We start from the raw sequence: 25,220 nt of genomic DNA on the forward strand, positions 1-25,220 counted from the left end.
AAGTCGCTACGTTCGGCTCACCCTGTTCACCCGCACGCTCGCACCGGAAGGACGACGGACTCCTGTGAACGCAACTCGCCGCAGAGCCACAGCTCTCGCCGCAGCCGCCGCACTGGCCACCCCGCTCCTGCTCGCAGCGGCCCCCGCGTCGGCCCAGCACCCGACCGCAGCAGGAAAGGACCCCGCCAAGGAAGCGGCCAAACTGGCGCGGCAGCTGGTCAAGGGCGCGAAAGCCGAGGACGCGTACAAGCACCTGAGGCGGTTCCAGGCGATAGCCGACTCCGCGGGCGGCCACCGCTCGGCTGGCTCCCTGGGCCACGACGCCTCCGCCGCGTACGTGTACAGCGTGCTGAAGAAGGCCGGGTACGACGTCTCGTACCAGACCTTCCAGTTCACCTACATCGAGACGCTCGCCGAGAAGCTGCGGGTCACCTCGGGCACCCCGCGCGACCTGACCGTGCGCGCCATGTCGTACACCAAGTCCACGCCGACCGGCGGCATCAACGCCTCCCTCGCGGTCGTCCCGGCCGACGCCACCACCGGCTGCGAGGCGTCCGACTACGCCTCGGGCACCTTCACCGGCAAGATCGCGCTCATCAAGCGCGGCGGCTGCGACTTCGCCCTCAAGCAGGCCACGGCCGCCGCCGCCGGCGCGGTCGGCGCGGTGATCTACAACAACGTCCCCGGGGCGCTCAACGGCACCCTCGGCTCCCCCGAGGCCGGAAAGCTCCCGACCGGCGGCATCACCCTCGCCGACGGCGAGGCCCTCGTCGCCGAGGCCGCCCAGGGCGAGGTGAAGCTCAACCTGGAGATCCGCCAGCTCCAGGAGCTGCGCACCACGCGCAACGTCATCGCCGAGACCAAGGGCGGCCGGTCCGACCGGACCGTCATGCTCGGCTCCCACCTCGACTCGGTGACCGCGGGCCCCGGCATCAACGACAACGGCTCCGGCTCGGCCGGTCTCCTCGAAGTCGCCCAGGAGCTCGCCAAGTCCAAGGCCAAGCCCGCGAACAAGGTCCGCTTCGCCTGGTGGTCCGCCGAAGAGCTGGGCCTGCTCGGCTCCGAGCACTACGTCGCGCAGCTCACCGAGGCACAGCGCAAGGACGTCAAGCTCTATCTGAACTTCGACATGATCGCCTCGCCGAACTACGGCCAGTTCGTCTACGACGGCGACGACTCCGACGGCACGGGCGCGGGTCCTGGCCCCGAGGGCTCGGCCCAGCTGGAGCGGGACATCAACACCTTCCTGGACTCCAGGAAGCAGCCACACGAGGGCACCGACTTCAGCGGCCGCTCCGACTACGGCCCGTTCATCGAGGTCGGCATACCCTCCGGCGGCACCTTCACCGGCGCCGAGGGCATCATGACGGCGGCCCAGGCCGAGAAGTTCGGCGGGCAGGCCGGGGTGGCGTACGACAAGTGCTACCACGCCAAGTGCGACGACCTCGGGAACATCAACATGAAGGCGTTCGACGTCAACGTCGACGTCATAGCCAACGCCGTGGGCACCTACGCCCACGACCTGTCCTCGCTGACCAAGCCGGTCGTCTCCAAGCCCACCGTGGGCGGCGACACCGGAGGCGGCGGGCTGCACGGCGACCACGCCCACGACGGCGTCCGTTCCTAGACGCTCCCGGCCGGGCGCGGCGCGCCGCGGGCCTCAACGCCTGCGGCGCGCCGTACCGAAGAGGGACCGGGTGATCTCCCGCCCGATCTGCGTCCCCGCCGACCTGAGCAGCGACTTGAACATCCCGCTGTCCATCACCTGCTCGGCGAGCGAGGGATCCGGCGCGGGCCTGTCCCGAGCCGCGGCCTTCGCCGCCTTCTCGGCCTTCACCGCCTCCGCCGCGTCGGCGGCCTCCGCGGCGGCCCGCAGCGCGGCCTGCTCCGCCGCCGCCTGCTCGGCCGTCAGCTTCTCGTACGCCGACTCCCGGTCGACGGCGTCGGCGTAGCGCGCGTACAGCGGCGAGGCCCGCACCGCGCCGTCGAGCGCCGCCTCCCCGATCGGCCCCATCAGCGACACGGGCGCCCGCAGCCGGGTCGCGGCGACCGGGGTGGGCGCGCCCGTCTCGCTCAGCACGGTGATCACCGCCTCGCCCGTGCCGAGCCGGGTGAGCACCTCCTCCAGGTCGTACGGGGAGTTGGGGAACGTCCGCACGGTCGCCTTCAGCGCCTTCGCGTCGTCGGGCGTGAAGGCCCGCAGCGCGTGCTGCACGCGGTTGCCGAGCTGGGCGAGCACATCGGCGGGCACGTCCTTCGGCGTCTGCGTCACGAAGAACACCCCGACCCCTTTCGAGCGAATCAGCCGGACCGTCTGGGTGATCGACTCCAGGAACGGCTTCGACGCGCCCTTGAAGAGCAGGTGCGCCTCGTCGAAGAAGAAGACCAGCTTGGGCCGCTCCACGTCCCCGACCTCGGGAAGGTCGTTGAACAGGTCCGCCAGCAGCCACATCAGGAACGTCGAGAAGAGCTGCGGCTTGTCCTGTACGGCGGGCAGTTCCAGGACCGACACGATCCCGCGCCCGTCCGGGCCCTGCCGCAGCAGCTCGCCCGTGTCGAACTCCGGCTCCCCGAAGAACTCCCCCGCCCCCTGCTGCTCGAAGGCGGTGATGGACCGCAGGATCACCCCTGCGGTGACCGTGGAGAGCCCGCCGATCCCCTTGAGTTCGGCCTTCCCGGTGTCCGACACCAGATGGGCGACCACGGCCCGCAGGTCCTTCAGGTCGATCAGTTCGAGGCCCTTGCCGTCGGCGTAGTGGAAGATCAGCCCGAGCGACTGCTCCTGCGTCGGGTTCAGCTGGAGGACCTTCGACAGCAGGACGGGCCCGAAGCTGGTGACCGTCGCCCGCAGCGGGATGCCGTGGCCGAGGCCGCCGAGCGCGTAGAACTCGCTGGGAAAGCCCTGCGCTTCCCACTCCTGACCCACCTGACCTGCGCGTTCACGCACCTTCTCGCCGTCGGCGCCGGGCGCCGAGATGCCCGAGACGTCGCCCTTCACGTCCGCGAGGAAGACCGGCACGCCGTTCGCGGACAGCTGCTCGGCCAGCAGTTGCAGGGTCTTGGTCTTGCCCGTGCCCGTGGCGCCCGCGACCAGCCCGTGCCGGTTGAGCATCCCCAGCGGGACGCGGATCCGCGCCTCGGGGAGGCAGGCGCCGTCCCAGAGCAGCGCCCCGAGTTCGAGGGCGGGGCCCTCGAAGGCGTACCCGGCGGCGATGTCCTGCGACGGCTGCGGCGGCGACTGCTGCGGCTGAGTCACGACGGCCCCTTTTTTCAAGGTCTGCGGCAGATTGCCCCAGCATCGCAGTACGTCTCCATGGCTGCGCCCGGAGGCGCTTGCCCGGTAGGCTTTCCGTGTGATCTTCAAGCGCATCGGAAACGGACGGCCGTACCCCGACCACGGCCGGGAAAGCACCCGCCAGTGGGCGGACGTAGCACCGCGACCGGTCCGCCTCGATCAGCTCGTCACCACCAAGGGCCAGCTGGACCTGGAGACCCTCCTCGCGGAGGACTCCACCTTCTACGGCGACCTCTTCGCGCACGTCGTGAAGTGGCAGGGCGATCTGTATCTGGAGGACGGACTGCACCGCGCGGTGCGCGCCGCGCTCCAGCAGCGGCAGGTGCTGCACGCGCGCGTGCTGGAGCTCGACGCCGCGACCTTCGGCCCCGTCGAACTGAGCTGACGCCCGCTCCGCTCCCCGCGCCCTCGGGCCCCTACGCCTTTAGGGCCATTTGGGCCGCACACGGGCACAACCCGTTGATCACTTAATAGGAATCGCCATCGGGCGGCACTACGCTGCGCCCATGAGCATGCTCACTCCCCCTGGTATGGGCGGAAAGTACCGCATCACGGGTGACAAATATCCGCGCATGCGGCGCCCCGGCAACCGTCGCAGGATCGTGCTCGCGGTCGTCGCCGCGGTGGTGGCCCTCGGCCTGGCCGGCTGGGGAACGCTGCAGCTCATCGACGTCTTCACGGGCGACGGCGAGAAGGCGGAGGCGGCGGGACGCGGCACGGACTGCAAGGCGGTCGCGGCCGCGCCCGTGGCGAAGCCCAAGGCCGTGACCCTGCCCGGACCCGGGCAGATCTCCGTCAACGTCTACAACGCGACGCCGCGCTCGGGGCTCGCCAAGTCGGTGGCCGACGAGCTCAAGAAGCGCGGATTCGCCGTGAAGACCTTCGGCAACGCCCCCGCCGCGTACGACAAGAAGGTCCCCGGGCCCGGAGTGCTGCTGGGCGCGCCCAGCGCGGCGAAGGGGCCGTTCGCGGTGCTCGCCACGCAGCTGAAGGGCGCGCAGCAGAAGACGGACGCGCGCAGGACGCCGGACGTGGACCTGATCCTGGGTACGGCGTACAAGGCGCTCACGCCGAAGAAGGCCGCCGACGCCGAGCTGGTGGCGCTCGCGCACCCGAAGAGCGCGGCGGGAGCGGGCTGCGCGAAGAAGTAGGGGCGGGAGGCGTTCCCGAAGCCCTGCCCCGGTTCCGGGAAGGGGCGGGGTGGGGTGCCGCCCGCCGCAGGCGGTACGCCTCCCCCGGGAGCCGTACCGCCGCGAGCCGTGCCGCGCCTTCCCGGTGAGGGCTACTCCGCCGTGCCGTACATGCGGTCGCCCGCGTCGCCGAGCCCGGGGACGATGTACCCGTTCTCGTTGAGGCGCTCGTCGACCGAAGCCGTCACCACCGTCACCGGCGTCCCCGCCAGCTCGCGCTCCATGACCTCGACGCCCTCGGGCGCCGCGAGCAGGACGACCGCCGTGACGTCGTCCGCACCGCGCTTGATCAGCTCCTGGATCGCCGCCACCAGCGTCCCGCCGGTCGCGAGCATCGGGTCCAGGACGTACACCTGGCGCCCGGACAGGTCCTCGGGCATCCGCGTCGCGTACGTCTCCGCCTGGAGCGTCTCCTCGTTGCGGATCATGCCGAGGAAGCCCACCTCGGCGGTCGGCAGCAGCCGCACCATGCCGTCGAGCATGCCGAGCCCGGCGCGCAGGATCGGCACGACCAGCGGGCGCGGGTGCGAGAGCCGGACGCCCGTGGTGGGCGTGACCGGGGTCACGATGTCGACCTGCTCGGTGCGCACGTCCCTGGTGGCCTCGTAGGCGAGCAGGGTGACCAGTTCGTCGGCGAGGCGCCGGAAGGTCGGGGAATCGGTGCGCTGGTCGCGCAGCGTGGTGAGCTTGTGCGCCACCAAGGGGTGGTCGACGACGTGGATCCGCATGTCACCACAGTATCCCCGGCCGGCATCAACGTGCCGCCCCGAGGGAAGGTGGGGGACAGTGGACGTATGCAGGGGGGACGTACGGGACGGAACCCTAGCCCTGGGGTGGTTCACCGATGCCAGACCCGGAACAGCCCGAGCACTCGGCGCCGCCGAGCGACTCGGAGAGCGATGCCGAGCGCCGCAGGCGGCGTGCCCAGTTCCTCCGGGAGCTGAACGAGGCCAAGGCGCTGCGCGAGCGCGTCCAGCCGCGTCGGGCGCGCGCCGCGAGAATGCGCCAGGCCATGCGGATGCGGACCTTCCGCTGGTAGTGCGCGCGGTGCGCCGAGGGCGGTTCGGGCGGGTACGGCACCCCGCTCACCAGGCCCGCGTCAGAACTGATGGACGACGCAACCGCGGAAGACCTCTCGCGAACGCCTCGTTTCTGCCACGATTCCGAGTGGGCGGGGTACAGACAGCCGATGTGGCTGTCCTCCCGTCGGACCGACACACCTATGACCAGTGGGAGAGTCACGGTGTATTTCGCCGCACTGCTCGCGCGCACCGAAGACGGGTGGGAAGCGAGCGACACGGAGCTCGACGACGTGGAGACCCTGTCCGACCTGACGGACCTGGCCCGTGAGGCCGCGATCGACGAGGACACCGTGCTGGTCCTCATCGAGCAGGAGGACGCCTGGTTCGGCGTCGTCCGCGTGGACGGCGAGGACGATCCGCGCATCTACGTCTCGGACGCGCTCGCCGCCGCCCGCTCCTCGTACGGAGAGATCCTCACCAACGAACTGACGGGCGGAGACGACGACCCCGAAAGCGAACTCGACGACCTGGACGCCCTGGACCTCGACGGCACCGAGGAACCGGACGACGAAGGCGCCGCACCGGACGGCGACCTGGACGACGACGAGGGCGCGAGCGCGCCCGGGGCCCACTCCGCCCTGCCGGCGGGCCCGCTGGGCGACCGCGAGGTCCTCGCCGACCTCGGGGTCTCCGAGAAGGACCTGCTCGCCCTCGACAACACCGACGCGCTGACCGACATCGCCGACACCCTGGGGGCGTCGGAGCTGCTGGAGGCAGTGCGCTAGTGGAGCACGAGCACGACCCCGTACGAGATCCCTGGCGGGCCGCGATGCGGCTCGCCCTGGACGAGGCGGCGCACGCGGCGTCGGCCGGCGACGTGCCGGTCGGCGCCCTGCTGCTGGACCCCGCGGGCGCGGTCCTGGCCGCGGGGCACAACGAACGCGAGGCGACCGGCGACCCGACGGCGCACGCGGAGGTGCTGGCGCTGCGCAGGGCGGCGGCGAAGCTGGGCGAGTGGCGGCTGACCGGCTGCACGCTCGTCGTGACCCTGGAGCCGTGCGTGATGTGCGCGGGCGCGCTGGTGCAGTCCCGGGTGCGGCGGGTCGTCTACGGCGCCCGCGACGAGAAGGCCGGGGCGGCGGGTTCGCTCTGGGACCTCGTACGGGACCGCAGGCTGAACCACCGCCCCGAGGTGATCGCGGGGGTGCTGGAGGCGGAGTGCTCGGACCGGCTCACGGCCTTCTTCAGGACCCGCTGAGGACGTTTTCCGATACCGATTTCAGAGCACGGCCCACCTTGGGCTAAGCTCTCTCTCGGTAGCGTGTCCGAGCGGCCGAAGGAGCTCGCCTCGAAAGCGAGTGTGGGGAAACTCACCGAGGGTTCAAATCCCTCCGCTACCGCTCTTGATACAAGGGCCCCGGTGCTTCGGCACCGGGGCCCTTGTCGTGCTGCCGCCGTGCCGCCGAGGCGTTTGTGGCCCCTTCAGGACGTGCGGAAGCCCCGGCCACAGGGGGGAGTGGGCCGGGGCTTCGCGTTTTGGACGGGGGGAGCGGCATCGGGGGGACAAGCCGCTCCCCCCGATGAGAACGGCTCCTCGTAGTCCACGCCGCGATCAGGGGGGGGAAGCCCGCGCCGTGGACCCCGCAGTGAGGTCCGTTCCTCGCCCGGTGGGATTCCTGCCAGATCCGCCGGGCTTGGCATCCATCCTGCTCCCGTACGCGCCCCGTGCGGTCCGGCGAAGGGCCCTCATCGGCGGGTCCTTGGTCCTTAAAGCCCGGATCAGTGATCGGGGATAGACTCACTCGACTGCGCGCACAGGGGACGTCGGGGAGGCAGGGACTGATGGTGCAAACGAAGAAGATCGCGCTCTACATAGTTGTCGTCTTCGTGCTGTACACGATCATCACCTCCCCGGCCAGGGCCGCGGATCTGGTCCAAGTAGGGTTCGAGGGCATCTCGGACGCCGCCAACGGCATCGGCGAGTTCATGACCGAACTCATCAAGTAGGAGTGCCCTTGATCCGCCATCTGGTCCTCTTCAAGCTCAACGACGGCGTGGAGCGGGACGAGCCCCGCGTCGCCGCCGGCGTGAAGGCCTTCCAGGAGCTCGACGGGCTGGTGCCCGAGCTGGAGTTCTGGGAGTGCGCCTGGAACATCACGGACCGGCCCATCGCCTACGACTTCGCCATCAACTCCGCCGTCGCGGACCGCGATGCGCTGAAGCGCTACATCGAGCACCCGGCCCACCAGGCGGCCGCGGGACAGTGGCGCGAGTTCGCCACTTGGGTGATCGCCGACTACGAGTTCTGAGCCGACGGCTCGCCCGGCCCCCCGCCCCTGTGGCGGGGGGCCTTTCCGCTTTCCGGGGCGCTTCCCGCACACGTTCCGCCCAACTTGCCGTCAACACGGCGTTATACGGTGCTTGCACACAGTGGACATGTCTTGTGATGCTATGACCGCTTTTGACGGATGAGTTGACCGTTGTTGACCGTGAAGCGTTGACCGTGAAGGGGTGGCGTGACCGTGCCGGCCAGTACCGCACCGCAGCAAGTGCCTCCCCAGGCGCCCGAGCACGAGCCGCCCGCCCCGCCGCCCGCCGAACCCCTCGCCGGGGCCGCCCCCGAGCCGCGTACGGCCGCACAGCGGCGCGGCGCCGACACCAGGGCGCTCACCCAGGTCCTCTTCGGCGAGCTCAAGGGCCTCGTCCCGGGCACCGACGAGCACCGCAGGGTCCGCGCGGCCCTGATCGAGGCGAACCTCCCCCTCGTCCGCTACGCCGCCGCCCGGTTCCGCTCCCGCAACGAGCCGATGGAGGACGTCGTCCAGGTCGGCACGATCGGCCTGATCAACGCCATCGACCGGTTCGACCCCGACCGGGGCGTGCAGTTCCCGACGTTCGCGATGCCGACCGTCGTCGGCGAGATCAAGCGGTACTTCCGGGACAACGTGCGGACCGTGCACGTCCCGCGCCGCCTCCACGAGCTGTGGGTGCAGGTCAACGGCGCCACCGAGGACCTGACGACGCTGCACGGCCGCTCCCCCACGACCGCCGAGATCGCCGAGCGCCTGAAGATCTCCGAGGAAGAGGTGCTGGCCTGCATCGAGGCGGGCCGGTCGTACCACGCGACGTCCCTGGAGGCCGCCCAGGAGGGCGACGGGCTGCCGGGCCTGCTCGACCGCCTCGGCTACGAGGACCCGGCGCTCGCCGGGGTCGAACACCGCGACCTCGTACGGCACCTGCTGGTGCAGCTGCCCGAGCGCGAGCAGCGGATCCTGATGCTCCGTTACTACAGCAATCTGACGCAGTCCCAGATCAGCCAGGAGCTGGGCGTTTCGCAGATGCACGTTTCGCGTTTGCTGGCCCGGAGCTTCGCGCGGCTGAGATCCGCAAATCGTATCGAGGCGTGACCTGATCGGGTGATCCCCGATCCGGGCCGAAAACCCCCACAACCCCTGTTTCCTGCGCGGATTCGCCACATACTTGTCGACATGTCACTACAGCGCGTTGCCGACATGTGACATTCTGCTGGAAGAGCGTTTGCCGCGGCCCCGCCTCCGGTATTCAGGTGGAGGCTGCGTTCCTCAGATGGTCGTGGCCCTCCGCGACCGTCCGCGACCTCAAGGGGGTGGCATGTCCGCAGAACAGGGCAGCTCGAAGGTGCTCGTCAAAGAAGCACCCGTCGTGCGCACCGGCTCGGAAGCCATCGACACCCGCACTCTGTCCCGCTCTCTGTTCCTGCGGCTCGCCGCCCTCGACAAGGACAGCCCCGAGCGCGCGTACGTACGGGACACACTGATCGAGCTCAACCTCCCGCTGGTGCGTTACGCGGCGGCCAGGTTCCGCTCGCGCAACGAACCGATGGAGGACATCGTCCAGGTCGGAACGATCGGTCTGATCAAGGCGATCGACCGTTTCGACTGCGAACGCGGCGTGGAGTTCCCGACGTTCGCGATGCCGACGGTCGTGGGCGAGATCAAGCGCTTCTTCCGGGACACCAGTTGGTCGGTGCGGGTGCCGCGCCGCCTCCAGGAGCTGCGGCTCGCGCTCACGAAGGCGAGCGACGAGCTGGCGCAGCAGCTGGACAGGTCGCCGACCGTGCCGGAGCTGGCGCGGGTGCTCGGCGTCTCCGAGGAGGACGTCGTCGACGGCCTGGCGGTGGGCAACGCCTACACCGCGTCGTCGCTCGACTCGCCGTCCCCCGAGGACGACGGCGGCGAGGGCTCGCTTGCGGACCGGCTGGGGTACGAGGACTCGGCGCTGGAGGGCGTGGAGTACCGCGAGTCCCTCAAGCCGCTGCTGGCCAAACTCCCGCCGCGCGAGCGCCAGATCATCATGCTGCGCTTCTTCGCGAACATGACGCAGTCGCAGATCGGCGAGGAGGTCGGCATCTCGCAGATGCACGTCTCGCGGCTGCTGACGCGCACGCTCGCGACGCTGCGGGCGGGGCTCATCTCCGACTGAACCCGGGGTGCGTCCCGGCAGGCTCAGTACCGATCGAAGCGTTTCGCCAACAGGCGCAGCGGGGTTCCTTCTTGACGGTCCGTCAGTGACACTGGCGCGATGCGACGCGAGGAACGCACCGTCGGCCGCCGTCGAGGCCTCACCGCCGCGTCGGCGGCCGCGCTGTGCCTGGGGCTGGGCAGCGGGCTGCTGACCGGCTGCGGGGGCGGCTCGGGCGAGGACGGGTACGCGGCGGTCGGCGCTGCGGGACAGGGCGGCGCCCCGAGCGGTACGGCGCCACGGGGCGAGGTGCTGCTGGTGCCGCTGGACGGGACCGGGACGCCCGCGGCGGGCGGCAGCGGCGGCAAGGGCGGCAGGAGCGGTACGCCGGGGAGCGCGGGCAACGGGAAGAGCGGCGCCCCCGGCCCCGCGGGCACGGCGTCGGGTACGGCGTCGGACGCCCCGCGCCCGCCCGCGACGCGGCCCACCGGCGGTCCCGGTGCAGGCTCAGGACACGCGGAGCCCGGCGGCGCTCCACGCCCGAACGGTCCGGGCGGCGCGAACGGTCCGGGCAGGCCGAGGCCACCCGTGAACCCGCCGGACCCGCCCGACCCGACCCGCCCGCCGAAGCCCCCGAAGCCCCCGAAGCCCCCGGAGCCTTCGCACCCGCCCGTGGACCCGCCGTCGCCCGCCCTGCTGAAGGTGGTCGGCGCGCCCGAGCGGGCCGAGGCCGACCGGCGCTGGTGCGAGAAGGTCACGGTGACCTTCCGCAACGCCGGGGGCACGCCGGTGCGTTCGGGCACGGCGACGTTCGCGACGCACGTCATCGGGCTGCTCGGCACCGACTGGGCGACCGTGCGGACCGCTCAGCCGCTGCCGGCGCCGATCGCCGCGGGCGGTACGGCGAGGAAGACGTACACCGTCTGCGTGGAGGCCTGGCGGGTGCCGCTGGGCATGCACGTGGAGACGCGCGCCGTCACCGTCGAGTGGACGTGAGGGTCGCTCCCGGCAGAGAACCCGGCGGCTGAGAACCCGTCAGCCGAGCGCCAGCCAGGCGACGCCCGCGAGGACGACGAGCACGGCGACGACGCCGACGATCAGCCCCACCTTCGGGCCCGACTGCTGCGGGGCGGGCTGCCGCCCGCTCTGCTGGGGCGCTCCCTCGTCGACGAAGGCGCGGAACATCTGGGTGCTGCCCGCGGGGTCGTACTGGCCCTCGGGGCCCTGGTTCTGCGGGGCGTGGGGGTTGTGTGCCATGGGGCCCGACCCTAGCGAACACCCGGGTTCCGCCCAACCCCGGGCCCGCCCGTACGGCCCACTGGCCCCACGGGCCCCGCATTGACTCCGCACATGCGAAGCCTTTTGGGTTCCTTTACCCCGCCGGGCCCGTTTTCGTTTGCCTGTGGCAACCAACAACTTCTATCGTTGCCCTAAGCAACAAGATGCGGCGACAGAACGCGCCGCACCACCGCAACCCGGGGGTGCCCATGGCCGCACGGAGCCAGTACGAGGAGCTGGCCCGGCAGCTCAGCGCCATCGGGGCCGTCAAGCGCGGGCTCTCCCGCGTCCTGCCCGCCGACTGCCCGAGCGGCTCGGCCGCCGTGCTCACGCTGCTCGACCGCTACGGCGAGATGCGGATGAGCAGGATGGCCGAACTGCTCGCGGTCGACATCTCGGTGACGAGCCGCCACGTCGCCCACGTCGCCGAGCGCGGGTGGATCGAGCGGTCCCCCGACCCGGCCGACAAGCGCTCCCGGATCCTGCGGATCACCCCGCAGGGCAAGGAACTCCTCGACGAGCTGGGGCGGCGCACCGCCGAGGTCTTCGCCGACCGGCTGGACGACTGGAGCGACGACGAGGTCGGGCAGCTGAACGCGCTGCTCGCCCGGCTCCGCGACAGCTTCGGGGACTGCCGGACGCGACCCGAACAACCCGAACAGCCCGAATAACCCGTACACCCGCGCAACGAAGCAACAGAGAAGGAAATCCATGGCTACGACCACACCGTCCGGTGTGCGGGGCGGCCACGCCGAGCACGGAGGGCACCCCCACGGCTCCTCCGGCGACGGTACGCCGATGACTCACCGGCAGATCATGGAGGCGCTGACCGGGCTGCTGCTCGGCATGTTCGTCGCGATCCTGTCGTCGACGGTCGTCTCCAACGCCCTCCCCGAGATCATCAGCGACCTCGGCGGCGGCCAGTCCGCCTACACCTGGGTCGTGACGGCCTCGCTGCTCGCGATGACCGCGACCACCCCGCTGTGGGGCAAGCTCGCCGACCTCTTCAGCAAGAAGCTGCTGGTCCAGATAGCCCTGGTCATCTACGTCCTGGGCTCGGTCGTCGCCGGTCTCTCGCAGAACGCCGGGACGCTGATCGCCTGCCGCGTCGTCCAGGGCGTCGGCGTCGGCGGCCTCTCCGCCCTCGCGCAGATCGTGATGGCCGCGATGATCTCGCCGCGCGAGCGCGGCCGCTACTCCGGCTACCTCGGCGCGACCTTCGCCGTCGCCACCGTCGGCGGCCCGCTGCTCGGCGGCGTCATCACCGACACCTCCTGGCTCGGCTGGCGCTGGTGCTTCTACGTCGGCGTGCCCTTCGCGGTCATCGCGCTGGTCGTGCTCCAGAAGACCCTGAAGCTCCCCGTGGTCAAGCGCGACGTGAAGGTCGACTGGACCGGCGCGTTCCTGGTCAGCGCGGCCGTCTCGCTGCTGCTCGTCTGGGTCACCTTCGCCGGTGACAAGTACGACTGGATCTCCTGGCAGACGTACGCGATGGTCGGCGGCTCCCTGCTGCTCGCCGCGCTCTTCGTCTACGTCGAGTCCAGGGCGAGCGAGCCGATCATCCCGCTGCGGCTCTTCCGCAACCGCACCATCACGCTGGCCTCGCTGGCCTCGCTCTTCGTCGGCGTCGCGATGTTCGCAGGCACGGTCTTCTTCAGCCAGTACTTCCAGCTGGCGCGCGGCAAGTCGCCGACGATGTCCGGCGTGATGACCATCCCGATGATCGCGGGCCTCTTCGTCTCGTCGACCGTCTCGGGCCAGGTCATCACCAAGACCGGCCGGTGGAAGGCGTGGCTGGTCTCGGGCGGCGTGCTGGTGACCGCCGGCCTCGGGCTGCTGGGCACCATGCGGTACGACACCCCGTACTGGCACCTCGCGATCTACATGGCCGTCATGGGCCTGGGCATCGGCATGATGATGCAGAACCTCGTGCTCTGCACCCAGAACCAGGTCTCCCCCGAGGACCTCGGCGCGGCCTCGTCCGTCGTCACCTTCTTCCGCTCGCTGGGCGGCGCGATCGGCGTCTCCGCGCTGGGCGCGGTCATGGCGAACCGGGTCACGCACTACGTCAAGGACGGCCTGGCCGAGCTGGGCCCGCAGGGCGCGGCGTTCGGCCACGGCGGTACGGGCGGCGGGGGCATCCCCGACCTGGACAAGCTGCCCGCCCCGCTGCGCACGGTCATGGAGGCCGCGTACGGGCACGCCGTCGGCGACGTCTTCCTCTACTCGGCCCCGGCCGCGCTGCTCGCCTTCCTGGTCACGCTGTTCATCAAGGAGGTCGCGCTCAAGTCGAACGCGGCGCCGAAGGAGGGCGCGGAGCAGGGCGCGGCTCCCGCGAGCGCCGAGGGCGCGTAACGCGGGACCCACGGACTCGGGCGCTTTCGAGCGGAGGCGCCCGACACCGGGGAGGCGGGCAGGGGACGGCCCGCCTCCCCCATACACACCACGCATCACGCACCGCACTCCACGCATGGAAACGCCTCCCGTCCGCTGCTGCGGAGGGGAGGCGTTGGAGTACCCGAGGTCAAGGGCGGCGACGGCGACGTAGCGTCCTGGGCCGCTGGACGACACCGACTCTCGTCGGCGACGGGATTCGAACCCGCGTTGCTCACTTTGGAGGTGAAGTAGCCGTGGCCTGCGCACCGGGTGCCCCGAACTGTACGGGACCGCGGCCCGGCGCGCGCCGGATTATCGGGCCGCTTCGCCGGCCTCCCTGCGGGTCATCGTCTCGATGCCCGCCACCAGGATGTCCAGCGCGAACTCGAAGTCCCGCTCCCGCATCTCGGCGACCGTGTCCCCGGCCCTCGCCTCCATCAGCTTCGTGGACTTCGCGAGCACCTCCCTGGCCTCGGGGTTCGCCGCGATCGTGCCCATCGCCTCCTGGAAGTACTCGTCCTGGGTCATCCCCGCCGACGCGCACCGCTGCACGAAGTGGCCCTCGATCGTGCCGAACCCGTAGACGAACTGGAAGACCGCGGCGAGGCCGCCCATCTGGCCGCGCGGCGAGAGGCCCGAGGCGCGGACGATGTCCTGCACCGCCATCGAGAACCGCATCGAGTGCGGGCCGATGTTCAGGAACGTGCCGAGCAGCGCCGACATCCAGGTGTGCCGCACCAGCAGCCCCCGGTAGGCCGTCGCCGTCGCGCGCAGGCGGTCGCGCCAGTCCGCCGACTCGTCGTGCACCTCCAGCTCGTCGAAGACCGAGTCGAGCGCCAGCTCCAGGAGGTCGTCCTTGGTGTCGACGTACCAGTAGACGGACATCGCCGTGACGTTCAGCTCGGCGGCCAGCCGCCGCATCGAGAACTTCGCCAGGCCCTCCGCGTCGAGCAGCCGCACGGACGCGGCGATGATCCGCTCGCGGTCGAGGCCCGCCGGGTGCCCCGGGTCCGACGGCCTTCGGGCCCGCATCGTCTTGCCGCTCAGCCACACGCTCATCCGTGCGGACTTCTTCACGCGGTCGGCCGCGGACACCATGACGCGCTCCTTCGGGTCTTCGAGAGGGGCGTACCGGACCCGAAGGTTCCGCTACGCCCCTCCTACGATGCTAAGCCGCTGCTACGGGTGAGTCTGCCCGCTCCGCGCGCCGAAGGAGCATCGCCGCCAGCAGTCCGCCCGCGAGCACCGCGGCGGCGCCCACCAGCTGACTGGTCTCCAGGCCCGACGCGAACGCGTCGGTGATCTCCCGCTCGGCGTCCGGCGAGTCCGCGGCGGCCAGCGCGGCGGGCAGCGAGGCCGCGCTCACCGCGCCCGGGATCAGCGCGGCGAAGCGGGAGTTGAGGACCGCGCCGAGCACCGCGACGCCCAGGCCGTTGCCGAACTCCGCGAGGGTGCCGTTGACGCCGGCGCCCACGCCCGCCTTCTCCGGCGGGATCGCGCTCATGATGGCGTTGGCCATCGCGGGCATCGCCACCGCGATGCCCGCGCCCATCACGACCAGGCCGAGCAGCATCCCGGAGTACGAGTCCCTGCCGAGCACCGCGATGGCGACGAGGCCGCCCGACAGCAGGGTCATGCCGGACGCGATGGTGCCGGGCGTGCCCAGCTTGGGCAGGATCCGCGCGCCGACGCCCGTGAGGTTGAGCGCCACCACCGTGAGCGCGAGCGGCGCCGTGCGCAGCCCCGCGTCCAGCGGCCCGTACCCGAGCACGAACTGGAGGTGCTGGGTGAGCAGGTAGAGCGAGCCGCCCATGCCGAAGGCGACGAGGATCGAGCCCGCGACGGCCCCGACGAAGCGCTGGTTGCGGAAGAAGTGCATGTCCAGCATCGGGTACGGGATCTTCAGCTCCCACAGCGCGAAGGCGGCGAGGGCCACCGCGCCGACGCCCGCCGAGGCCAGCACCCGCCCGGAGAGCCAGCCGTGCTCGGGACCGGAGATGATCGCGAACACCACGCCCGCCATGCCGATGGTGGAGAGCAGCGCGCCGAGCAGGTCGGGGCGGTCGCCCTGCGGGTTCTTGGACTCGGGGACCAGGGAGAGCACGGCCACCAGGCCGATGATCGCGACCGGGATGTTGATCAGGAAGATCGCGCCCCACCAGAAGTGGTCGAGCATGACCCCGCCGATCAGCGGACCGGCGGCGAATCCCAGGGAGTTGACGGTCGCCCAGAGGCCGATCGCCTTGACCCGCTCCTCGTCGGAGAAGATCTGCACGACGACCGCGAGCGTGGTGGTCATCAGCAGCGCGCCGCCGACGCCCATGCCCGCGCGCGCCGCGATGAGCTGTGCGGAGGAGTCGGCGAGGCCCGCGACGAGCGAGCCGACGCCGAACAGGACGAGTCCGGCGGCCAGCATCTTCTTGCGGCCGTAGCGGTCGGCCGCGCTGCCCGCGGTGAGCAGCAGCCCGGACTGGACCAGCGAGTACGCGTTGATCATCCACTGGATGTCGGAGCCCGACGCGTCCAGTTCCTCGGTGAGGGAGGGGATCGCGACGTTCAGGACGGTGTTGTCGAGCAGCACGGTGAGCTGGGCGAGGCAGATGACACCGAGGATCAGCCAGCGCTGCGGGTGACCTTGCGGGGTGAGGTCGTTCTTCTCGGCGGTCGTCGCCGTCATGCTGCGGTCTCCAGATCTCTTCTACGGTGTACGGGAACGTGCGTCGTACACCGTAGAAGAGACTCTCGTACGCTGTAAAGGACTTTTCCGCTACGCCTTCGGGGCCGTCAGGTCGTAGAACGTGGCGCCGTCCACGGTGAGTGCGGTGAAGTGCTCGGCGACCCAGCTGGAGATGGCCCCGGAGGTGCCGCCACCGGGGCCTCCGGGCCCGCCTTGGGGACCGGTCTCGCGGCCGCCGCCGCCCGAGCCGATGAAGTAGTGGATGCGGCCCTCGGCGACGTACTCCTTGAACCGCGCGAGCGTCGGGGACGGGTCGCTCCCGTTGAAGCCGCCGATCGCCATCACCGGCTCCCCGGTCGCGAGCTGGTAGCTCGCGGCGTTCTGCGCGCCGACGGTCGCCGCCGCCCAGGTGTACGCGTCCGCGTCCGCCGCGATCCTGGCGCGGGCCCCGTCGCCCACGGCCGCGCCGCCGAGGAGGCCGCCCAGGCCGCCGATGCCCGTGGTGTACGTGCTCGGGCCGCGCGCTCCGGAAGGCGCGCCGACGCCTCCGGGACGACCGCCCTGCCCGCCGGGACCGCCGCCCGGGAAGCCCTGCCCGCCGGGACCGCCCTGCGGCGGCCGCTGCCCCCGGCCTGCGCCTCCGCCGCCGCCCGGCCCGCCGTCACCACCGTCACCGCCGTCCCCGGTGAACCGCACCACGCGCATCCCCCCGGGTCCCCCGCCCGCCGCACGCGGCCCCGCCGTCACGATCGACCCCGCGTGCCCCTCGTCCACCGTGTACGCCACGTACGCGACCGGTCCCGCCAGCGACGCCGCCAGTCCGAGCCCCGCGGCGCCCAGCGCCAGCCGCCGGTCGACGCGCCCCGCGAACAGCAGCCCGAGCGCCGCCGCACCGCCCGCGACCAGCACGGCCCACCGCAGCCACGGCACGAAGTCCGGGGTGCGGCCCAGCAGTTCGTACGCCCACACCGCGCTCACCGCGACCGCGCCCGCCAGAGCGGCCGAGGCCGCCCACGTCCTGCGCTCCTCCCAGAGGACTGTGGCGCCCGTGCCGACCAGCGCCGCGATCGGCGGGGCCAGCGCGACCGTGTAGTACTCGTGGAAGATCCCGGCCATGAAGCTGAAGACCGCGAGGGTCGTCAGCAGCACGCCGCCCCACACCAGGAACGCGGCGCGCGCGGTGTCCGTGCGCGCCGCGCGGCGGGTCACCACCAGCCCCGCGACCAGCAGGAGCAGCGCGGCGGGCAGCAGCCAGGAGATCTGGCCGCCGACGCTGTCGTCGAACATCCGCCCGACGCCGGTCTCGCCCCAGCCGCCACCGCGACCGCCACCGCCACCGCCCTGGAAGACCTGGCCCTCGGCCCCGGCGGGCGGCTCGGGCATCCCGGCGCCGCCGCGCCCGCCGCCGCCCACGCTGCCCGTCTCGTCGCCGTTGAGCCGCCCCAGGCCGTTGTAGCCGAAGGTCAGCTCAAGGAAGGAGTTGTGCTGCGAGCCGCCGACGTACGGGCGCGAGGACTTCGGCCACAGCTCGACGGCCGCCACCCACCAGCCGCCCGCCACGACCATCGCGCCCGTGCCCGCCGCGAGCCGGCCGAGCCTCCCGCGCAGCGTGGTCGGCCCGCACACCGCGTACACCAGCGCCAGCGGCGGCAGCACCACGAACGCCTGGAGCGTCTTGGCCAGGAACGCGAGGCCCAGCACGGCCCCCGCCCCCACCAGCCACTTCGTCCGCGCGTCGGCGAGCGCCCGCAGCACGAAGTACACGGCCGCGGTCAGCAGCAGCGTGAGCAGCGCGTCCGGGTTGTTGAAGCGGAACATCAGCGCGGCGACCGGCGTCAGCGCGAGCACCGCGCCCGCGAGCAGCCCGGCGGCGGCCGAGAAGCGGAGCCGTACCGCCGCGTACAGCACCGCGACCGTGGCCGTGCCCATCAGCGCCTGCGGCACCAGGATCTGCCAGGAGCCGAGCCCGAAGAGCCGTACGGACAGGGCCATCGGCCACAGCGCGGCGGGCGGCTTGTCGACGGTGATGGCGTTGGCCGGGTCGAGCGAGCCGAAGAAGAATGCCTTCCAGCTCTGGCCGCCCGCCTGCGCGGCGGCGGAGTAGAAGGAGTTGGCGTAGCCGGACGCGCCCAGGTCGTAGAGGTAGAGCAGCCCGGTCGCGGCGAGGAGCGCGAGCAGCGCGGGCCTGACCCAGGGGGCGTCGTCGGGCCTGCCGCGCCAGAGGGCGGCGGCGCGGCGGGCGACGCGGCGGGCGACGCGGTGGCGGGCGGCCCGGCCGGGGCCCGGGGCCGCGGCGGTGGTGGTGAGCGTGATCATCGGGCGTCGGTCCCGTCGTGGGTGGCGGAGGGCGCGGCGGGGGCTGTGGGCGCGGCGGGCGCGGGCGGCTCCGCGGGGGCGGAGGAGCGGGCCGCGGGGGCGGAGGAGCGGGCCGCGGGGGCTGAGAGGCGCGCCGCGGGGGCGCTCGCGCGGCGGTCGGGAAAGACCCAGGCCCGCAGCAGCAGGAAGCGCAGCACCGTCGCCGCGAGGTTCGCCGCGATCAGCACCGCGAGCTCCACGGAGTGCGCGGGCTCGGCGGACGCCCGTTCCAGCGCGGCGAGCGAGCCGCTGGTGAGCGCGAGGCCGATCGCGAAGACCAGCAGCCCCTGCGCCTGGTGGCGCAGCGCGCGCTCCCTGCCCCGCACCCCGAAGGTGAGGCGCCGGTTGGCCGCCGTGTTCGCGAGGGCCGACACCAGCAGGGCGGCGGCGTTGGCGGCCTGGGCGCCCGTACCCGTACGGAAGAGCGAGTACAGCAGCAGGTAGAACAGCGTCGAGAACGCGCCGACCGCGCAGAAGCCCAGCAGTTGGCGGGCCAGTCCGCGCGGCACTCCGGTCAGGACCCGGTCGCGCGGGTCGTCGCCGAAGGGGCGCGCGAGGCGGTCGAGCGGCAGCGCGCCCACCGCGAGCGCCCGGCCCACCCGCCACACGCCCCTGAGGTCCTCCAGCGCGGTGCGCACGATGCGGACGTGGCTGTTCGGGTCGTCGATCCAGTCGACGGGCACCTCGTGGATGCGCAGGCCCGCCCGCTCGGCGAGGACCAGCAGCTCGGTGTCGAAGAACCAGCCGGTGTCCTCGACCAGCGGCAGCAGCCGCTCGGCCACGTCCCGCCTGATCGCCTTGAACCCGCACTGCGCGTCGCTGAACCCGGCGGCCAGCGAGGAGCGCAGGATCAGTGCGTAGGCCCGGGAGACGAACTCGCGCTTGGGCCCGCGCACCACGCGCGACGTGCGCTTGAGCCGGGAGCCGATCGCCAGGTCGGAGTGGCCGGAGAGCAGCGGGGCGACCAGCGGGAGCAGGGCGTTGAGGTCGGTCGAGAGGTCGACGTCCATGTAGGCGAGGACGGGCGCGTCGGACGCGGACCAGGCGGCGCGCAGGGCCCGGCCGCGCCCCTTCTCCGCCAGCCGGACCGACCGCACGCCGTCGAGCGTCGCGGCGAGGCGGGCGGCGATCTCCGGGGTGCCGTCGGTGGACGCGTTGTCGGCGACGGTGATGCGGAAGGGGTACGGGAAGGTGCGCGTGAGGTGGTCGTGGAGCCGCAGCACGCCGGGCTCCAGGTCCTTCTCCTCGTTGTAGACGGGGAGGACGACGTCCAGGACGGGGGCCGGGGCCGCGGTCACGGGGACGGGGGCCCGGCTGGGAAGGGTGGGCGACGCGGTACCCGTACCGGCCTCGCCGTCGGTCTCGGTTGGCATGGGGCCGACACTCGTCAACCGGCCTGTCACGGCCGTGTGGTGAGCCTGTCCGTCGGCTGTGAAACGGGATGCGCGGGCAGTCGTACGGTGAACACCGCGCCGCCGCGCGGCTCGGAGCGCGCCTCGGCCCGCCCGCCGTGGGCGGTGGCCAGCGCCTGCACGATGGCGAGCCCGAGACCCGTGGAATGGGCGGTGCCCCACGAGTCCGCCCTGCGCGCCGCGTCCGCCCTGCGCGTGCGCGAGGCGTCGCCGCGCGCGAACCGCTCGAAGACGTGCGGCAGCAGCTCGGCCGGGATGCCGGGGCCGTCGTCGGCGACCTCCAGGACGATCAGGCCGCCCTCGCGCCGCACGCGCGTGGTGACGGTCGTACCGGGCGGGGTGTGCGTACGGGCGTTGGCCAGCAGGTTCACCAGGATCTGCTGGAGGCGGCGCGGGTGGCCGCGTACGGTCGCCGGCTCGTCCGGCAGGTCGAGGCGCCAGTGGCGGCCCTCGCCCCGCCCGCGTTCCGCCGCGCGGGCGTCGCTCACGGAGTCGACGACGAGGGGCGAGAGATCGGTGCTCTCGTACGAGAGCGGGGGCCGCGCGGCCCCCGCCACCCCACCGGCCCACGCCACCCCACCGGCCCCCGGCACCCCATCTGCGCCTCCGCCCCCACCCCCGCCTGCTGCCCCCGCGTCGAGCCGGGCGAGCAGCAGCAGGTCCTCGACGAGCCCGGTCATCCTGATCGCCTCGGACTCGATCCGCCCGACGGCGTGCCGGGTGTCGGGGCCCACGGGCTCGTCGCCGCGCCGGGTCAGTTCGGCGTAGCCGCGGATCGAGGCGAGCGGCGTGCGCAGTTCGTGGCTGGCGTCCGCGACGAAGCGGCGCACCCGGGTCTCGCTCTCCTGCCGGGCCGCGAGCGCCGAACCGACGTGGTCCAGCATGCGGTTGAGCGCGGCGCCGACCTGCCCGACCTCGGTCCTGCCGTCCGCCTCGGTGTCGGGGACGCGCTCCAGCGGGGCCACCTCGCCGCTGTGCAGCGGGAGTTCGGCGACCCTGGTGGCCGTCGCGGCGACCCGGCGCAGCGGCCGCAGCGCCACCCCGATGATCGCCCAGCCCGCGAGCCCGGCGGCCACCAGCCCGGCGGCGGTGACGCACACCTCGACGACGACCAGCGTGGAGAGCGCGCCGCGCGCCTCGGCCGCCGGCATGCCCACGACGGCGGTGCCTCCCTCGAACAGCTCGACGGAGGTCACCCGGTAGGCGCCGAGCCCCGGCAGGTCCATGCCGCGCACCGACGTGTCGCCGACCGCCGTCACGGCCACCCGCAGCTGCTCGTCGGTCAGCGGGAGCGCGGTGCGCACGACGCGCGAGGTACCGTCGCCCGTCTCGTCCACGATCTTGGAGGTGACGGCCCGCCCGTCGCGCACCAGCACGCCGAAGGTGGCGAGCGGCTGCCCGCCGCCGCCGACGAACCGCAGCGGATCGAGGGGCTCGGGCAGCCCAGGCGGCACGGACCCCGGCGGCACGGGCCCCGGCGGGCGCCGGCCCCGCTCGGCCACGGCCCGCAGCTGGTCGTCCAGCTTCCCGTACAGATAGCTCCGGTACGCGATGGCGGTGACCGAGCCGATCACCCCGGCGACGATGCCGATCAGCAGCACGGCGGAGAGCACCAGCCGGGCGCGCAGCGACCACCGCCGCCGCCCGCCTGCGCCCGTGCCGGTCCCGCGCACCCGGGCGCCCGTACGGGCCCTACTCACCGGGTTTGATCAGGTACCCGGCCCCGCGCCGGGTGTGGATCATGGGGCTGCGGCCCGCGTCGATCTTCTTGCGCAGGTACGACACGTACAGCTCGACGACGTTGGCCTGGCCGCCGAAGTCGTACGACCAGACCCGGTCGAGGATCTGCGCCTTGCTCAGCACCCGGCGCGGATTGCGCATCAGGAACCGCAGCAGCTCGAACTCGGTCGCGGTGAGGTGGATGTGTCGGCCGTCCCTGCTGACCTCGTGGCTGTCCTCGTCGAGCACCAGGTCGCCGACGGCCAGCCGCGACCCGCTCGCGCGCGGGCCCGCGCCGCCCGAGCGCCTGATGAGCCCGCGCAGCCGTGCGACGACCTCCTCCAGGCTGAACGGCTTGGTGACGTAGTCGTCGCCGCCCGCGGTGAGCCCGGCGATGCGGTCCTCGACCGCGTCCTTCGCGGTGAGGAACAGCACCGGCACCCCGGCGTCGTCCGCGCGCAGCCTGCCCAGGACGGAGAGCCCGTCCATGTCGGGCAGCATCACGTCCAGGACGACCGCGTCGGGCCTGAAGTCCCGCGCGGCCCTGACGGCCCCCGCGCCGTCGCGCGCGCTGCGGACCTGCCAGCCCTCGTAACGCAGGGCCATGGACAGCAGCTCGGAGAGCGGCGCCTCGTCGTCCACGACGAGGACCCGGACGGGGCTGCCGTCGGGCCTGTGCAGTTCGGTACGCGTCGTAGGCATGGGGAAACGGTCCCGGGGGCACCTGAAACGCCTCTTACGGCTCCCTGTGAATTCCCTGAGAAAACGGTCCCCCGCCGCCCGGTCCGACCTCCCGACCCTCCGGTCCGACCTCCCGACCCTCCAGTCCGGCCTCCCGGTCGTCCAGTCCGAACTCCCGCACCGCGTTCCCGTGGCAGACCCCGCGCAACCACTCATCGCCCAGCTCCAGCCGTTCGAGACAGTGGAGTTGGTGCGCGTACGGGTAGGGGATGTTCGGGAAGTCGGTGCCGAGCAGCACCCGCTCCCCCAGGTCCTTCAGCCGCCCGAGCTCGCGCCGGTCGAAGGGCGCCGTCTCCTCGCTGAAGTCCGTGAACGCCATGGTCGTGTCGAGCAGCACGCCCTCGTACCGCTCCGCGAGCGTCAGGAACTCCGCGTACTCCGGCATCCCCATGTGCGCCACGACCACCCGCAGCCGCGGGTGGCGGGCGAGCAGCCGCGCCATGGGCGCGGGCCCGGTGAACCGGCCCGGCACGGGGCCCGAGCCGCAGTGCACCACCACCGGCACCCCCGCGTCGGCCAGCACGCCCCAGGCCTCGTCGAGCAGCGGGTCGCCCGGGTCGTAGTCGCCGACCTGGGGGTGCGCCTTGAAGATCCGCGCGCCGGACGCGACGGCCGCCTTCACGTACGCGGCGGCGCCGTCCTCCGGGTAGAGCGTGGCGGTGCGCAGGCACTCGGGCACCCGGGCCGCGAACCGGGCCGCCCACGCGTTGAGCCAGTCGGCCATGCCGGGCTTGTGCGGGTAGATCATGGAAGTGAAGGCGATGACCCCGAACTCCCTGAGGATCCGTACCCGTTCGTCCTCGTCGTGCCGGTAGGCGATGGGCCAGGAGCGCCCGACGAGCGGCCCCTCGGAGTCGAAGTAGGCCCACACCTTGCGCAGCACGCGCTCGGGCATGAAGTGCGTGTGGACGTCGACGATCCCGGGCAGCCCGAGGGCGGCCCAGAACCCCCGTGCGTCCGCGGCCCCGCTCACGTCACGCCCCGTGCTCGAAGCTGTGGCTCCGCTCCACCTTGGCGACGTGCAGCGAGTAGCTCCCGTACCACTGCTTGATGCCCCGCCGCTGCGCCGCCTGGTGCTCGACGTCGCGGCGCCACGCCTCGATGGACGCCTCGTCCTTGAAGTAACCCACGGTGATCCCGAGGCCGTTGGCGCCGCGCGCGGACTCGTAGCCGAGGAAGCCGGGGATCTCCTTCACCAGCTCGGCCATCCGCTCGGCGGTCGGCCCGTACTCCTCGAATTCCTCGGCGTCCTCCCGCATGACGGAGGTGAAGACCACGGTGTAGTAGGGCGGTTCGAAGGCGGGAACAGGTCGAATGCTCATGACGGACAGCCTCCGCCGAAGATCGACTGGCTGTCCACCCTCATGGGTGTAAGGGATCCAAGCCTTGACCTTCCGGTCAGAAAAGCCCCTCCTGGGCCCCGGGCGCCTCCCGCTCGCCCCTGGGCTCCCGTACGGGCACGGTCGTCCCGCCCTCCCCGCCGTCCGCGACCAGCTGCCACCCGACGAGCAGCCGCGTGTCGACGACGAGCGACCCCAGGTGCAGATCGGGCCCCGCGGCGGCGACGACCCGCCCCGCCACGACCCCGCCGTCCACCAGCTGCTCCACGACGCCCCGCACCCCGGCCTCCCGCACCCGCTCCAGGCCGAACGGCTCCGAGTGGTCGACGGCCGCGAACTCCAGCGGCTCCAGCGTCTCCGCCCAGCCGTCCAGCGCCACGGCCCGCCCGTGCAGCGCGGCGAGCTCGGCGGCGCGCTCGGGCCAGGGCGGCAGGGCGCCGCGCGCGACGCGCTTCTTCTCGTACGGGACGCGGTCCGGCACTCCGAGCGCGGCGCGCAGCAGTTCCTCCGTGCGCCGCGCGGCCATCAACGGCCCGCGCCCCAGCCAGCCGTACGCCACGGCCCCCTGCTCAAGCAGCCGGACGGCGCCGCGCTCCTCGGCGGTGATCCCGACCTTGACCAGGCCGGGCCCGAACCAGGCGAGGTACACCCGGTACGTACGGGGGTCGTCGGGCACTCCGTCGGCCGCGACGGAGAACGCCCGATCGAGCCGCGCGCACTCCGGGCACCGAGCCTGCGAAGCCCGCCCCGCCACAACGGCCCCGCGCGGCCCGCCGTCCCCCGGCGCCCCGCCGTGCGGACAGGGATTCCCCCGCGCCCCGACGCACCGCCGCTCCCCGACGACCCGAAAGGCGAGCGGCTTCCCGTAGGCGAGGGAACTCACCCGCCCCCCGCGCCACCGCAGCACGGCCCGCCCGTCGATCCACCCGCCCCCCGCACACCACCACTCCACGCCCACACCTTCCCCGCGGACCACCCCGGCCCCCGACACCATCCACCTTGAGCCCACGAACCCGCACACCGCCCCCGGAGAGCCGGGAGGGCCGGGAGAACCGAGAGAACCGGGAGAGCCGGGAAGACCACGGAGAACGCGTAGACACACGAAAACGCCAGAGGCCCCGGATTTCTCCGGGGCCTCTTGGCTGCTGTGCACTCGGCAGGATTCGAACCTGCAACCTTCTGATCCGTAGTCAGATGCTCTATCCGTTAAGCTACGAGTGCTTGTGCTTCCGGGGTTTTTTCTGCCCCGTCGGCGTTGCGAGAACAACATTACATGACCTGCGCCGTGACGCGAAATCCATTAGCCGGAACGGCTCTGACCTGCGGAAACGCCATCTCTGCCGCCGTCCGGGCCTGGTTCCGCCGTTCACTCGCG

Annotated in this window: 25 protein-coding genes and 2 tRNA genes; 14 read left to right on the plus strand and 13 right to left on the minus strand. The window is 72.4% G+C overall.

Annotation, left to right across the window (positions count from 1 at the left end; genetic code table 11):
• Positions 1–64: 64 nt before the first annotated feature.
• Positions 65–1,627, plus strand: coding sequence for a M28 family metallopeptidase (locus ACIBNE_RS11890; protein WP_399271379.1), 1,563 nt, complete (start codon positions 65–67; stop codon positions 1,625–1,627).
• 33 nt (positions 1,628–1,660) lie between these two features.
• Here the strand turns inward: ACIBNE_RS11890 and ACIBNE_RS11895 are convergent, their stop codons facing one another.
• Complete coding sequence (locus tag ACIBNE_RS11895) at positions 1,661–3,256, minus strand: helicase HerA-like domain-containing protein (RefSeq protein WP_399271381.1); 1,596 nt, start codon at positions 3,254–3,256, stop codon at positions 1,661–1,663.
• A 97-nt stretch (positions 3,257–3,353) separates the two neighbouring features.
• Between ACIBNE_RS11895 and ACIBNE_RS11900 the strand changes: the two genes are divergently transcribed.
• A complete protein-coding gene (locus ACIBNE_RS11900) occupies positions 3,354–3,680 on the plus strand; it encodes a type II toxin-antitoxin system VapB family antitoxin (RefSeq protein WP_399271382.1) in 327 nt (108 codons plus the stop codon).
• Between the two features lie 121 nt (positions 3,681–3,801).
• Positions 3,802–4,446, plus strand: coding sequence for a LytR C-terminal domain-containing protein (locus ACIBNE_RS11905; protein WP_399271383.1), 645 nt, complete (start codon positions 3,802–3,804; stop codon positions 4,444–4,446).
• A 131-nt stretch (positions 4,447–4,577) separates the two neighbouring features.
• On the opposite strand, the gene upp is transcribed toward ACIBNE_RS11905, so the two are convergent.
• Positions 4,578–5,213: a uracil phosphoribosyltransferase gene (upp, locus tag ACIBNE_RS11910; RefSeq protein ID WP_399271384.1), complete on the minus strand. Its 636-nt coding sequence runs from the start codon at positions 5,211–5,213 to the stop codon at positions 4,578–4,580.
• Between the two features lie 116 nt (positions 5,214–5,329).
• Here upp and ACIBNE_RS11915 point away from each other — a divergent pair, with 116 nt between their 5' ends.
• The 9 genes from ACIBNE_RS11915 to ACIBNE_RS11955 all read left to right on the plus strand — a co-directional run bounded on the left by ACIBNE_RS11915 (position 5,330) and on the right by ACIBNE_RS11955 (position 10,943).
• Positions 5,330–5,524: a hypothetical protein gene (locus ACIBNE_RS11915; protein ID WP_399271385.1), complete on the plus strand. Its 195-nt coding sequence runs from the start codon at positions 5,330–5,332 to the stop codon at positions 5,522–5,524.
• Between the two features lie 204 nt (positions 5,525–5,728).
• Entirely contained in the window at positions 5,729–6,292 is a 564-nt protein-coding gene (locus ACIBNE_RS11920) for a hypothetical protein (protein ID WP_399271386.1), read from the plus strand.
• Positions 6,293–6,336: 44 nt separating this feature from the next.
• Complete coding sequence (gene tadA, locus ACIBNE_RS11925) at positions 6,337–6,765, plus strand: tRNA adenosine(34) deaminase TadA (protein WP_399271657.1); 429 nt, start codon at positions 6,337–6,339, stop codon at positions 6,763–6,765.
• A 57-nt stretch (positions 6,766–6,822) separates the two neighbouring features.
• Positions 6,823–6,907: transfer RNA gene (locus tag ACIBNE_RS11930), tRNA-Ser, on the plus strand.
• Between the two features lie 442 nt (positions 6,908–7,349).
• Positions 7,350–7,514: a hypothetical protein gene (locus ACIBNE_RS11935; RefSeq protein ID WP_399271387.1), complete on the plus strand. Its 165-nt coding sequence runs from the start codon at positions 7,350–7,352 to the stop codon at positions 7,512–7,514.
• Between the two features lie 8 nt (positions 7,515–7,522).
• A complete protein-coding gene (locus tag ACIBNE_RS11940; protein WP_399271388.1) occupies positions 7,523–7,816 on the plus strand; it encodes a Dabb family protein in 294 nt (97 codons plus the stop codon).
• A gap of 213 nt (positions 7,817–8,029) precedes the next feature.
• Entirely contained in the window at positions 8,030–8,914 is an 885-nt protein-coding gene (locus ACIBNE_RS11945; protein ID WP_399271389.1) for an RNA polymerase sigma factor SigF, read from the plus strand.
• Between the two features lie 223 nt (positions 8,915–9,137).
• Entirely contained in the window at positions 9,138–9,968 is an 831-nt protein-coding gene (locus ACIBNE_RS11950; protein ID WP_399271390.1) for an RNA polymerase sigma factor SigF, read from the plus strand.
• Positions 9,969–10,067: 99 nt separating this feature from the next.
• Positions 10,068–10,943 carry a hypothetical protein gene (locus ACIBNE_RS11955; protein ID WP_399271391.1) on the plus strand — a complete coding sequence of 292 codons (876 nt, stop codon included), beginning with the start codon at positions 10,068–10,070 and terminating at the stop codon, positions 10,941–10,943.
• A gap of 39 nt (positions 10,944–10,982) precedes the next feature.
• Here ACIBNE_RS11955 and ACIBNE_RS11960 read toward each other — a convergent pair whose 3' ends face one another.
• The gene (locus tag ACIBNE_RS11960; protein WP_399271392.1) at positions 10,983–11,204 is read right to left on the minus strand and encodes a hypothetical protein; all 222 of its coding nucleotides are present in this window, start codon (positions 11,202–11,204) and stop codon (positions 10,983–10,985) included.
• A 230-nt stretch (positions 11,205–11,434) separates the two neighbouring features.
• Here ACIBNE_RS11960 and ACIBNE_RS11965 point away from each other — a divergent pair, with 230 nt between their 5' ends.
• Together ACIBNE_RS11965 and ACIBNE_RS11970 are read left to right on the plus strand one after the other, a co-directional pair.
• Complete coding sequence (locus ACIBNE_RS11965; RefSeq protein WP_399271393.1) at positions 11,435–11,896, plus strand: MarR family winged helix-turn-helix transcriptional regulator; 462 nt, start codon at positions 11,435–11,437, stop codon at positions 11,894–11,896.
• Positions 11,897–11,936: 40 nt separating this feature from the next.
• Positions 11,937–13,580 carry an MDR family MFS transporter gene (locus ACIBNE_RS11970; RefSeq protein ID WP_399271394.1) on the plus strand — a complete coding sequence of 548 codons (1,644 nt, stop codon included), beginning with the start codon at positions 11,937–11,939 and terminating at the stop codon, positions 13,578–13,580.
• 333 nt (positions 13,581–13,913) lie between these two features.
• Here ACIBNE_RS11970 and ACIBNE_RS11975 read toward each other — a convergent pair whose 3' ends face one another.
• The 10 genes from ACIBNE_RS11975 to ACIBNE_RS12020 form a co-directional block, all read right to left on the minus strand.
• Entirely contained in the window at positions 13,914–14,699 is a 786-nt protein-coding gene (locus tag ACIBNE_RS11975) for a TetR/AcrR family transcriptional regulator (RefSeq protein ID WP_399271395.1), read from the minus strand.
• A 70-nt stretch (positions 14,700–14,769) separates the two neighbouring features.
• Positions 14,770–16,278 (minus strand): MFS transporter, encoded by a 1,509-nt coding sequence (locus ACIBNE_RS11980; RefSeq protein ID WP_399271396.1) that lies wholly within the window; start codon positions 16,276–16,278, stop codon positions 14,770–14,772.
• A 90-nt stretch (positions 16,279–16,368) separates the two neighbouring features.
• Positions 16,369–18,594, minus strand: a complete 2,226-nt coding sequence (locus ACIBNE_RS11985) for a glycosyltransferase family 39 protein (protein ID WP_399271397.1) — start codon at positions 18,592–18,594, stop codon at positions 16,369–16,371.
• Positions 18,591–20,006, minus strand: coding sequence for a glycosyltransferase (locus tag ACIBNE_RS11990; RefSeq protein ID WP_399271398.1), 1,416 nt, complete (start codon positions 20,004–20,006; stop codon positions 18,591–18,593). The genes ACIBNE_RS11985 and ACIBNE_RS11990 overlap by 4 nt, the downstream gene beginning before the upstream one ends.
• Positions 20,007–20,032: 26 nt before the next feature.
• Positions 20,033–21,745, minus strand: a complete 1,713-nt coding sequence (locus tag ACIBNE_RS11995; protein WP_399271399.1) for an ATP-binding protein — start codon at positions 21,743–21,745, stop codon at positions 20,033–20,035.
• Positions 21,738–22,466, minus strand: coding sequence for a response regulator transcription factor (locus ACIBNE_RS12000; RefSeq protein WP_399271400.1), 729 nt, complete (start codon positions 22,464–22,466; stop codon positions 21,738–21,740). The genes ACIBNE_RS11995 and ACIBNE_RS12000 overlap by 8 nt, the downstream gene beginning before the upstream one ends.
• A 34-nt stretch (positions 22,467–22,500) precedes the next feature.
• Positions 22,501–23,478: an amidohydrolase family protein gene (locus ACIBNE_RS12005; RefSeq protein ID WP_399271401.1), complete on the minus strand. Its 978-nt coding sequence runs from the start codon at positions 23,476–23,478 to the stop codon at positions 22,501–22,503.
• A 1-nt stretch (position 23,479) separates the two neighbouring features.
• Positions 23,480–23,827: an antibiotic biosynthesis monooxygenase family protein gene (locus ACIBNE_RS12010; protein ID WP_399271402.1), complete on the minus strand. Its 348-nt coding sequence runs from the start codon at positions 23,825–23,827 to the stop codon at positions 23,480–23,482.
• A gap of 76 nt (positions 23,828–23,903) precedes the next feature.
• A complete protein-coding gene (locus ACIBNE_RS12015; protein ID WP_399271403.1) occupies positions 23,904–24,839 on the minus strand; it encodes a DUF2797 domain-containing protein in 936 nt (311 codons plus the stop codon).
• 154 nt (positions 24,840–24,993) lie between these two features.
• A tRNA-Arg gene (locus tag ACIBNE_RS12020) sits at positions 24,994–25,066 on the minus strand.
• Positions 25,067–25,220: the final 154 nt, after the last annotated feature.

The sequence above is a fragment of the Streptomyces sp. NPDC050504 genome (assembly GCF_044458065.1).
Classification (GTDB): Bacteria; Actinomycetota; Actinomycetes; order Streptomycetales; family Streptomycetaceae; genus Streptomyces.